The organism is Pseudomonas kitaguniensis (assembly GCF_049199985.1).
Taxonomy (GTDB): domain Bacteria; phylum Pseudomonadota; class Gammaproteobacteria; order Pseudomonadales; family Pseudomonadaceae; genus Aquipseudomonas; species Aquipseudomonas kitaguniensis.
In genome coordinates this window covers 49,760-60,798 of the sequence record NZ_JBLZPT010000002.1, presented here as the reverse complement: position 1 = coordinate 60,798, position 11,039 = coordinate 49,760, and the positions used below count along the sequence as shown (strand labels likewise).

Sequence of the window (11,039 nt, the reverse complement as noted above, 5' to 3'; positions counted from 1 at the left end):
GCTGAAACTGGCTGAATATTCATGCCACCGCACCACGCATCAGTTCATCCTGGCCAAGGTCAAAACGCCCGAGCACTTTCACTTTGGACGTACTGCCCAACTCCGCAAAGGACAGCACCGGGACATGGTTGAACTCTTCCAGCAACAGCGCGCGCAGCGGGCTACGCAGGTCTTGCGCGACCAACATCACGCTTTTGAGTTTGGCGCGTAAGGTAAAGGCCTGGTTGAGGAGGTTGATCAGCGCCGCGCTGCTTTCAGTGTCGAGGGCAAAGAACACGCCGGTCTGGGTCTGGCGCAACGCTTCGCGCAAGATGTTCTCGGTCTGCGGCGACAACAACCAGGCATGCAAGCCATCGGCTTCGCTGTACTGGTGGAAGATCTGCGCCTTGAGCGCAATGCGTGCATAGTCGGCCAACGCGTCCGGCTCACGTTCATGCTGGCCATACTCGATCAGCGACTCGACAATCAGTCGCACGGCGCGCAACGGCACGCCTTCACCGGCGAGGCGCTGCAATACCGCAGAAAACCGCGAAAGCGGCATGATTCGTAACAGTTCTTGAACCAGCTCCGGCTGGTTATGCTCCAGCCAACTGAGGATTGATTTGCTTTCCTGGATACCGAGGAACTGCGGCCCGCTGAGCATCATTGCCTGCTTCATGCGATCAAGGATCAGGTCCGTCGCGGTGAAGCGCTCCAACTGCGGATCATCGAGCAGCGGATCATCAGCGGCCAACCAGATTAAATTCTGTTCATCGCGCTCAGCCAACCCCGGCAGCGCATGCTCAGGCTCGACCGTAAACGATTTACGCGCCACCGCCAGGTAGCTGACGACAGACGCCTTGACCATCGGCACTTCATGCACGCAGAAGCGCATTTCATCATCGTCCAGCGAATCATCCAGTTCCACTTCGAACGGCGGTAACGTCAAACCAATGTTGGCGACCATCGCGTTACGCGCCTGGCGAATCCCGCGAATCAGGTCCGTCACTTCAGGCGTGCCACGCAACGCCTGGGGGAACTGCAACAAGTAGGGCCGCGACGGGTCGAACCCGCGCAGGTCCTCATTGCCATTATCTTCCGGGCGAACGGCATCGGCGTCTTCAGCTTCAGGTTTCTCTGCCCGCTGACGCTCACGCGCAAGGTAATAACCCAGGCCGCCGGTCACCATCGCGATCATCACAAACACCACGGTAGGCATGCCGGGCACCAACGCGAAGGCGAGCATGCCGACCGAGGCAATCATCCAGCTCTTGGGCTCACTGGTCATTTGCCGAGCAATCTCGGCCCCCATGTTGGTCGCGCCTTTGCGCCCTTCCGGGGCCACACGGGTGATGATCATGCCGGCGGTCAGTGAGATAAGCAGTGCGGGAATTTGTGCAATCAGGCCGTCACCAATGGTCAGCACCGAATACAGCGCCATCGAATCGGCAGCGCTCAAGCCGTGCTGGAACATGCCCGTGGTAAAACCACCCAACAGGTTGACCACGACGATGATCAAACCGGCGATAGCGTCACCTTTGACGAACTTCATGGCGCCGTCCATGGCACCGAATAATTGGCTCTCGCGGGACAACTGCTCGCGCTTGTCGCGCGCTTGAATGCCGTCGATCAGGCCGGCACGCAAGTCGCTGTCGATAGACATTTGTTTGCCTGGCATCGCATCCAGGCTGAAGCGTGCCGCCACTTCGGCGACGCGCTCCGAGCCCTTGGTGATCACCAGAAAGTTGACCAGGGTGAGGATCAGAAAGATCACCATGCCCACCGCCAGGTTGCCGCCCACCACGAAATTACCGAATGCCTCAACGATGTCGCCGGCGTCCTGTTCCAACAGGATCAGGCGCGTCGTGGCGATCGACAGCGCCAGGCGAAACATGGTGGTCAACAACAGAATCGACGGGAACGAGGAGAACGCCAACGGCCCCGGCAAGTACAGCGCCAGTACGATCAACAGGCAGGATATGCAGATGTTGATCGCAATCAGGATGTCGACCAGCCAGGTGGGCAGCGGCACAATAAAGATGAACACAATGCCCATGACCACCACGGCGCCGAGCACTTCGGCACGCTGCGCGACCTTGAGCAAGACGTTGTTGATGGCCGACAATGCGGTCACGCCAGGGTCCTCAATGCAACGGCAATGCCTGCAGGGCCGCGTTCGATACGGGCAAGCTCATCCATCACCACCAAAAAGGCATGCAGTGCATCCTGACGCATTCGGCTGTCAGGCCACACCGCCTGCGGCAACGTCTGGATCAGCGGGTAAAGCGCATTGAGGATCGTCAAGTTGCGCGGCGACGCGCGGCCGCCAAGATCCTCCGTCAAGCGCAGCACTTCAGCCGCCGCAATCCCGGAGCCTGCGTAACCCAGCATGCGTTGCAGCAGGCCCACTGCGTCTTGCTCGATATGCAGGCGCTGGATCACGCCGTTGCAATTGGTCAACACCGAGTTCAACTGACCGCAGCTTTGCAGGCCCAGCAACAGGGTGCGCAACAGCGCCGAGGGGACTGAAGAGACATGCGCCGCTATGTCGTCCGCCAGGGCTTTACTCATCACATTGAGCCCTTTGGAAAACTCCCCGCCGCCGTACACGCCCAGCAAAGCCTGCATCATCGTTGCCAACGATTGCCGTGTGACCACGCTGGAGTAATAGAGCACGCGTAACGCTTGGCGCTCTTGCGGGTCGACACCCGCGGCCTGCAACGCCACAGCGATATTGAGGCCCGCCTGGATCTCCCCCTGGAAACGCACCTCCAGCTTGGCGATGGCATCACGCGCCAGGGCCGCTTCGGACGGTCGCACCTCGCTGTCCGCCTGTGCCGCCACATGCTTGAGCACCACAAACGCACGCGCAGGATCACCCCCGGTGAGGTCCATCAACTTGTCGACAGTGGGAAGCTGCAGCAACTGCATCCTGATCTGCCGGGAAATCGACGACAACGTCGTCTGGGCCGGGTGGCCCAACTGTTCATAGAGTTGCGCGAGCTGCTCGGTGGGGGGCACACGCACGCCCAGCGACCGCTGCGTCAGCACCCGATTGTTGGCTTCAACTTCCTGACTGAAGATATGAGCAACGTCATCAATCTTCGGCGTGGGCGTGGGGGCAACTGCAACAGTGGGTTGATCCAAGCGCTGGATAGAGTGCACATCGTTGATGGATTCGACTTTCATGGGCATGCCACTACCGGGGTGAATGTTTCCCTATGTGGCAAGACCTACGTCGCTGGTTCCATCGAAATAGCGCTGATCGAAAAATTGAAAAAACCCGCACAGAGCGTGGCTTGATTTTGCAGATTACTGCGTAAAAAGCGCGCTTAACAAAATGATTTAACTATATAAATCAATAACTTGTTCTTATTTTTCTGCTTGGCACAGCCAGTGCAAAAGGCTTGACGTCGACACCAGTTCGACTGCGTCTTCCTTAAGGAAAAAATATGAATATTCCTATTGAAACCCTGGCTCACCTCGTCGGCAGCTCGCCTCAATTCATGCTCCAACTGACCGACGACCAGCAGAAAAAGCTTCGTCGTTTTATTCATAAACGCGTACTCAACCCCGAAGATGCGGATGACATCCTGCAACTGACCTACCTGGAGGCCTGGCGTAACCGGGAGCGCTTCAGTGGCCAGGCCACCCTCAGTACCTGGATGTGCGGCATTGCACAGAACCTGGTCCGCAACCATTTTCGGCGCATGTATGCCAAACCGGTGCATTGCGAATTCGATGAGTCGCTGTGGCATGGCCAAGAGGAAAACAACAACCTGGATTGGGCGTTCGAGATCAATCGCCGCCTGGAAAAAACCCTGACGGCCATCGACGACTTGCCGGTAGAAATGCGTAAAACGCTATATGCCTCGTTGGAGACCGACGGCAGCTATCAGGACACTGCCGACGCCTTGGACATCCCTATCGGCACCGTTCGCTCACGCCTGTCGCGCGCGCGCGAACACCTTAAACGCGTCACGCACAACCCGTTGTAACCGTAAGCCCCTGTAAAGGGGAAACCGTTGGGCGGCAGGGATATCTGCCCAACCGAATTACCTCTTTTGTGTGTGACAGCAAGAACGATCAGCGCCCGTACAAGCCCCCCGGCAACACCGCAACGCCCCCGCCGAAATCGAATGTGGGAGCCCAATGTGGGAGCGGGCTTGCTCGCGATAGGATCAACTCGGAAGGCCTGACACACAGAGTTGCCCGCATCGCACCCTGTTTTGTAAAGGGCCAGTAGGGCGTGTCCGTTTAAATTGCAGGACGTTTCCTGAACAACCTTTTGGGCTTGCTCTCACTCAGTTAGCTGATTAATTTCGCCCCGCCACTTATCAAGCGGCCTGGGTTTAGCAGCCGGAAATCAATAGGTGCCAACTTCGTTCATAAACTGGAGTTCCACCATGAACACATCGCTTCCACCCACAGATTGCCTCGTCGTCAACGAAAACCTCAGCTTCGAAGACGCCCAGCTCTACCTCTCCCACCTGATCCACAGCGCCTGCGCCACCGTGCTGGGCTGCGGCGACCACCTGCAACCCCACGACCGCGCAAAAATTCACGCCGTGTGGCACTTGCTGGAAATGGCCAAGACCGTGATTAACGGCTCGATTGACAGCCTGCACCCGCGCCAATAACACAGCGTGCAAAGCGCCACCCACCCAATGTGTGCGGGCTTGCTCGCGATAGCGTGGCGTCAGCCAGCACCTCTGCCGACTGAACCAACGCCATCGCGAGCCAGCCCGCTGCGACAATGGCTCATGACCGCTGCAAAACCGGTGCGCACCTAACCACTCGTCGCCGATTAGCCTGATTTCAGTTAAACAGTTGAAAGCGTAGAAAAATTTTCAACAAAAGTGCTTGACGCATTCCCGTTCTACGCGAATAATGCGCGCCACTTGGCTACATAGCTCAGTTGGTTAGAGCATAGCATTCATAATGCTGGGGTCCGGGGTTCAAGTCCCTGTGTAGCCACCAAGTACCGATCCATAGATGTCTACAGCATTCTATGAATCACAAGAAGCCCGCCTCGTGCGGGCTTTCTTGTTTCTGGCTGTTCACCTCTGTCTACCCCTATCCTTCCCCACCGTGTACGCCCACGTATAGAAGTGCTCCTGTTGCGTGGGTATTGGGGGAAGTGCAGGCGCTCAATGGATGCTCGGCGATGGTAGCTAATTGCTACATTTGCCGTCCAACGCAACCGATTGGAGGGCAGCAATCGGCCAGATGCGGCCGTCGAGACTCTACGGAACCAGCTGCGCTTCAACGCGCCCTGCCTGGCGTACATAAAAAAGCGGCTTACCTCTCGGTAAGCCGCTTTTTAGTCAAGGGTGTGCATCTGGTCACCAGGCGTATTTAACGCTGGTTAGCAGCGTACGCCGCATCCCTGGGTAGCACTCATAAGAATCGTCACAGGTGGCCACATACTCGGTGTCTAGCAGGTTTTGTGCATTGACCGAGACGGTCACGTGTTTGTTGATCGGGTAGCTGGCGCCCGCATCGAACAGCGTGTAGTTGTCGATGTGGTAAGTATTGTCGTTGTCGCCATACAGCACGCCGGTGTAGCGGGCACCGCCGCCCAGGCTCAGGCCTTTGAGAGTGCTGTCGCTGAAGGTGTAGTTCAACCAAGTGGACGCCATGTGCCTGGGCACGTTGGCCGGGCGTTTGCCTTCGTCGCCGCGATTGCTCTTAGTGATTTCGGCGTGGGTGTAGGTGTAGGACGCGATCAGATCCCAGTGCTGATCCAGCCGTGCCTTGATCTCGGCTTCGATGCCGCGCGATTGTTGTTCGCCCGACGCAACGGTGAAGCCGGTATTCACGCCGCCGACGATTTCCGTCGTCAGCACGTTAGTCTTGGTCAGGTCGTAAGCGGCCAGCGTCATCAGGATGGCGTCGGTGGGCTGGTACTTCACACCCACTTCCCATTGATGCGCCATGCTTGGGTCGAACGCACTGCCGTTGCGGTCCGTGCCGGTGTTGGGGGTGAACGACTCGGCGTAGCTGACGTAGGGGGCCAGGCCGAACTCGGTGAGATAGGTCAGGCCCAGGCGGCCGGTGAAGGCATTGTCTTTCTGGTTGGAGGAGGCGCCGACATGGTTGTCCAAGGCGTTGCGAACATAGTCATAGCGCCCGCCGGCCGTGACTATCCAGTGGTCGTCGAACTTGATCTGGTCTTGAATATAACCGCCAACCTGTTCGATGGTCTGATCGTAATCAATCGAGCTCAGGCTGTTTGCGACGTTGGGACGAGCGATCGCCAGGCCATACTGTGGCGCGTTAAGGTTCAGGCCCGGCGCTTGGGTGCGCCAGCGCGAGATACTGGCGTCTTGCCAAGTGTAGTCGACGCCCATCAACAGGGTGTGGCTGAGCGGGCCGGTGGTGAAGTCGGCCTGCAATTGGTTGTCCAGGTTGAACGTGTCCATGTGCTGGTCGAAGCGGTCGGCGATTCGCGTCACGTTGCCGGTGTTGGTGTCGACGGCGGTAGGCAGCAGATTCTGGAAGATCAGGTCGACCTGCCCGTAACGGGCGTTCTGGCGGAACTCCCAGGTGTCGTCCAGCCGATGGCGGAACTCATAGCCCAGGCTGAATTGTTCCTGGTCCAAATGGTTGAAGCTGTGATCGCCCATCAGCGTGTTGGTGGTGTGGCCGTTCGGCGTGCTGTATGCGAACAGCGAACCGCCGTTCGAATCGCGCATGAAGTCACTGAGCAGGGTCAGGCTGGTGTCTTCATCCGGCGCCCAAGTGAGGGACGGCGCGATGTACAAGCGGTCGTCTTTCAGCGCGTGGCCGTCCGCATAATCCACCTGAGTATCGGCGTCTCGGGCCAGGCCGACCACCCGGTAGAGCAGGTGTTGATCGTCACTCAGCACACCGCCGATATCAAACTGGCCTTGCAGGCGGTCATGATTGCCGCCGGTCAACTGCACTTCGTTGACGTGATTGGCCTCGGGTTTCTTGCTGACCCGGTTGACGATGCCGCCCGCATCCCCTTGGCCGAACAGGCTGGAGGCCGGGCCTCGTACGACGTCTATGCGGTCCAGTGAGTAGGGTTCGCTGCGGAAAAATGCGTAGCTGTTGTTTTGCTGGCGCAGCCCATTGAGGTAGTCACTGCTGGCCTGGCCGTTGAAGCCGCGAATGTACAACCAGTCAAAACCCTTGGGGTCCAGGCCGAAGGCTTCCACCTTGACACCGGGGACGTAGCGCAAAGCGTCGGTGACAGTCTGCGCGCCCTGGGCCTGCATTTGCTGGCGGGTTATCACCGAGATCGATTGTGGGATTTCGATGATCGGTGTATCGGTCTTGGTACCTGCGCTGCTGCGGGTGGCCACGTAACCCTCCACTGGGCCGGCGGCGGGCTCAACCGATTTGCCGGTGATGCTTGTGGGGTCTAATTGCAACGTTGCGTCGACGACAGGGATCAGCGAGTAGCTACCGTTACTCAGCAGCACGCCCTGCAATTTGCTGCCGGCCAGCAACTGGCGCAAGCCTGAGTCCACCGTGTAGGCACCGTGCAGACCAGGCGAGCGTTGCCCTTGCGCCTGGGCAGGGTCGAACGAAATATTGACCCCCGCCGTGGCTGCAAACTGCGCCAGTGCAGTGTTGACCGAGCCGGAAGGGATATCGAACTGGCGGGTCGCGGCCGTCTGCGCCCAGGCGGGCGCGGCAACCATGATTGAGGTCAGCGGGGCCCCCAGGGCCATGCCGAGCAGCGTGCGGCGCACGATGCGAGCCAGTGAAGGCGGTCGTTGAGTGGTTGGCTTGCGTACGGACATACCGTTTCCTTTCGCCCAGTGGCAGTAGAGTGAGAGCGGCGTCTGATGCGCCTCTATCTACCAAGTCGAATGAGAACTTGAATCAACAACCCCTGTCGGGCATTTATTTTCTGGCGCTTGTTCAGACCGACTCCACACGCGTCCAATAGCGACTGAATTGGCGGATGCGCACAGGCAGGGTAAAGGACAGGTTTTCCAGGATCATATCGATATTGTTCAAATGAAACGCCCCCGAGATACGCAGCGCCGCGACCTGCGCCTGGCAGCCCAGGTGCCCGGGACGGTAGCGTTGGAGTTCAAGGATCAAATCCTCCAGGCGCCAGTTGTTCACCACCAACATGCCGTGAGTCCAGGCATCGGCGTCGGGGCTCGCAGGCTGCACATTACCCACTTGGCCCTGGCTGAACCACACCTGCTGGCCCGCCTCCACCCGCACTGACGGCGTGTGGGTTGCGCTGCGCACTTCGACGGCATGTTCAAGCACACAGACCCGGGTTTGAACGTCTTCGCAACGCACGATAAAGCGTGTACCCAGCGCGCGGATACTGCCTTCGCGAGTGTGCACCACAAAGGGCCGAGCCTGGGTATCACGCGCGGTTTCTACAAGGATTTCCCCGCTAAGCAATTGCAGCTCGCGAAGGCTTGGGCTGAAGTGAATATTCATCGCGGTGGCGGTATTGAGGCGCACCTGGCTGCCATCTTCAAGTCTCAGGCTTTTGCTTTCACCTGTGACGGTGCGCTGGTCTGCCACCAGTGACGGCAGTGCAGTGTTGCGCCAGGCCAACGTGCCGGCACCACCGGCCGCAAGCAATAGCGACAGTACCTTGAGCACTTCACGCCGCTTGACCCGTGCGCTGTTGAGCGTTGGCCGAGCGATGCCGGGGCCGACCCGATCAAAGCGTTCCTGCAGTTGGATCAGCCGTTCCCAGGCCTGACGATGCCCAGGCGCACCCTCAAGCCAGCGCCGATGCGCCTCCTGCGTGGCTTCATCGGCGTCATCACATCGCAAGTCGACGTACCAGCGAGCGGCGGCTTCAAGGGTCGCATGATCCAGTGCCACGCCTTACTCCTCAGTGGCCAGCAGGCAGTGCATCAACGCGCGCACCGCGTGTTTCTTGACGGTGTTAACCGATACGTGCAGCTGTCGGCCGATCTCCACATAGCTCAAGCCATCCAGCTGGGCCATCAGGAAAATCTGCCGGGTGCGAGCCCCCAGGCCATTCAAGATCCGGTCGATCTCCAGCAAGGTTTCAATGATCAGAAAGCGTGCTTCCGGCGAGATATCCAGCGCTTCGGGTCGGGATGCCAGGGTTTCCAAATACGCCTGTTCCACCGTCCGGCGCCGCAGCATATCGATCATCAGGCTGCGCGCGATGGTGCTCAAATACGCACGCGGCTCACGCAGTTCAGGCGCCTTGCGTTGGGTCAGTACCCGCATGAAGGTATCTTGAGCCATGTCCGCAGCGTGATCGACACAGCCCAGGCGTTTCGCAGCCAGCCACACAGCCAGCGATGATGATCGGCGTAAAGGGTGTGTACGGCCTGTTGGTACGGGCGGTCGACGGAGGACATGGCTCAAACCTGAAGAGGTTTATATGATAATCAATCTCATTTTCGTGTGTGCTGGATGATTTTGCAAGACTGGAAAGCGGGCCGGCTTCGCCGCGCTTGGGTTGATATGACCGCCCATACGTATCGAATCTCACCCCCACTTCAACGAAGACGCCACCAATAAATCCCGCGTATACGGATGCTGCGGCGCGTCGAACAACTGCTCGGTACTCCCCGCTTCCACTACCACGCCGTCCTTGATCACGATCAAATCATGGGCAAGGGCGCGTACCACGGCGAGGTCGTGGCTGATGAACAGATAGGTCAGGCCGTGTTCTTCCTGCAAGCGGCGCAGCAGTGCTACCACTTGTTTTTGCACGGTGCGGTCGAGGGCTGAGGTGGGTTCGTCGAGCAGGATCAGTTCGGGTTTGATCACCAACGCGCGGGCGATGGCGATGCGTTGGCGCTGGCCACCGGAAAACTCGTGGGGGAAGCGGTGTCGGGTCTTGGGGTCGAGGCCGACATCCTGCAACACGGCAATCACTTCAGCTTCGCGCTGCGCCGCGTCGAGGTCGGTGTGCACGCGCAAGCCTTCCTCAATGATGTGTTGCACGCTCATGCGCGGGCTGAGGCTGCCAAAGGGATCCTGAAACACCACTTGCAGTTGCCGGCGCCACGGGCGCAGTGCCTTGCCCTTGAGTTCGTCGAGGGCGTGCCCCTTGAAGCGGATGCTGCCTTGAGCATCGATCAAGCGCAGGATCGCCTGGCCCAGGGTCGATTTGCCCGAACCGGACTCGCCGACAATCCCCAGGGTTTTGCCACGTTGCAGGCGCAGGTCGATACCGTCTACGGCTTTAATCGGCGGCTGGCGGCGCAGCAAATTGCCTTGGGCGAACCACACCCGCAGGTCATCGACTTCCAGCAGGTTGGCGGTTGGGGCACGGCTGACCGCGTGGCCCTCGGGCTCGGCGTGCAGCAGTTGCTGGCTGTAGGCGTGCTGCGGCGCGGCGAACAGTGCATCGCAACTGGCCTGCTCGACGATTTTACCGGCGTGCATCACCGCCACACGCTGGGCGATGCTGCGCACCACGTTGAGGTCGTGGCTGATCAGCAGCAGCGCCATGCCCAGCCGTTGTTGCACGTCTTTGAGCAGCGTGAGGATGCGCCGCTGCACGGTCACGTCGAGCGCGGTGGTCGGCTCATCGGCGATCAGCAGCAATGGTTCGCAGGCCAGCGCCATGGCGATCATCACGCGCTGGCGCTGCCCACCGGAGAGCTGATGCGGGTAAGCATTCAGGCGCTGGCGCGGCTGTTGAATACCCACCAGTTCGAGCAGTTCCAGCACCCGCTCACGCGCCGCCGCGCCGCCGAGGCCTTTGTGCAATAGCAGGGTTTCGCCCAATTGGCGCTCCACGGTGTACAGCGGGTTGAGCGAGGTCATCGGCTCCTGGAAGATCATTGCGATACGGTCGCCGCGAATCTGGCGCAGACGTTCCGGTCGGGCGCCGAGCAGTTCTTCACCCTGATAGCGAATGCTGCCACGCGTCTGGGTGATATGCGCCGGCAACAGTTGCAGGATCGAATGGGCCGTCACCGATTTACCCGAGCCCGACTCCCCGACCAGCGCCAGGCACTCACCCGCCTGAATATCCAGGTCAATGCCGCGCACGGCTTTATGCCCTTCGAAGGCCACTTGCAAGTTACGGATTTGAATCAGTGCATCGCTCACACACA

7 protein-coding genes, 1 tRNA gene and 1 pseudogene are annotated in these 11,039 nt (G+C 59.4%); 3 read left to right on the top strand and 6 right to left on the bottom strand.

Features of this window, described 5'->3' with window-relative positions; all coding sequences use genetic code 11:
• Nucleotides 1–19: 19 nt before the first annotated feature.
• Together sctV and sctW are read right to left on the bottom strand one after the other, a co-directional pair.
• Nucleotides 20–2,113 carry a type III secretion system export apparatus subunit SctV gene (gene sctV / locus ACOZK9_RS04130; RefSeq protein ID WP_058411474.1) on the bottom strand — a complete coding sequence of 698 codons (2,094 nt, stop codon included), beginning with the start codon at nucleotides 2,111–2,113 and terminating at the stop codon, nucleotides 20–22.
• Nucleotides 2,110–3,168 carry a type III secretion system gatekeeper subunit SctW gene (gene sctW, locus ACOZK9_RS04125; protein WP_058411475.1) on the bottom strand — a complete coding sequence of 353 codons (1,059 nt, stop codon included), beginning with the start codon at nucleotides 3,166–3,168 and terminating at the stop codon, nucleotides 2,110–2,112. The genes sctV and sctW overlap by 4 nt, the downstream gene beginning before the upstream one ends.
• A 263-nt stretch (nucleotides 3,169–3,431) precedes the next feature.
• Here sctW and ACOZK9_RS04120 point away from each other — a divergent pair, with 263 nt between their 5' ends.
• The 3 genes from ACOZK9_RS04120 to ACOZK9_RS04110 all read left to right on the top strand — a co-directional run bounded on the left by ACOZK9_RS04120 (nucleotide 3,432) and on the right by ACOZK9_RS04110 (nucleotide 4,959).
• Complete coding sequence (locus ACOZK9_RS04120) at nucleotides 3,432–3,977, top strand: RNA polymerase sigma factor (RefSeq protein WP_058411476.1); 546 nt, start codon at nucleotides 3,432–3,434, stop codon at nucleotides 3,975–3,977.
• A gap of 408 nt (nucleotides 3,978–4,385) precedes the next feature.
• Nucleotides 4,386–4,619: a hypothetical protein gene (locus ACOZK9_RS04115; RefSeq protein WP_152745865.1), complete on the top strand. Its 234-nt coding sequence runs from the start codon at nucleotides 4,386–4,388 to the stop codon at nucleotides 4,617–4,619.
• A 263-nt stretch (nucleotides 4,620–4,882) separates the two neighbouring features.
• A tRNA-Met gene (locus tag ACOZK9_RS04110) sits at nucleotides 4,883–4,959 on the top strand.
• 365 nt (nucleotides 4,960–5,324) lie between these two features.
• Here ACOZK9_RS04110 and ACOZK9_RS04105 read toward each other — a convergent pair.
• The 4 genes and pseudogenes from ACOZK9_RS04105 to ACOZK9_RS04090 form a co-directional block, all read right to left on the bottom strand.
• Nucleotides 5,325–7,754, bottom strand: coding sequence for a TonB-dependent siderophore receptor (locus ACOZK9_RS04105; protein ID WP_058411478.1), 2,430 nt, complete (start codon nucleotides 7,752–7,754; stop codon nucleotides 5,325–5,327).
• Between the two features lie 121 nt (nucleotides 7,755–7,875).
• On the bottom strand, nucleotides 7,876–8,814 hold the full coding sequence (locus tag ACOZK9_RS04100) for a FecR domain-containing protein (protein ID WP_058411479.1): 939 nt from the start codon (nucleotides 8,812–8,814) through the stop codon (nucleotides 7,876–7,878).
• A 3-nt stretch (nucleotides 8,815–8,817) separates the two neighbouring features.
• A pseudogene (locus tag ACOZK9_RS04095) lies at nucleotides 8,818–9,326 on the bottom strand (sigma-70 family RNA polymerase sigma factor).
• A 130-nt stretch (nucleotides 9,327–9,456) separates the two neighbouring features.
• Nucleotides 9,457–11,034 (bottom strand): ABC transporter ATP-binding protein, encoded by a 1,578-nt coding sequence (locus ACOZK9_RS04090; RefSeq protein ID WP_058411481.1) that lies wholly within the window; start codon nucleotides 11,032–11,034, stop codon nucleotides 9,457–9,459.
• Nucleotides 11,035–11,039: the final 5 nt, after the last annotated feature.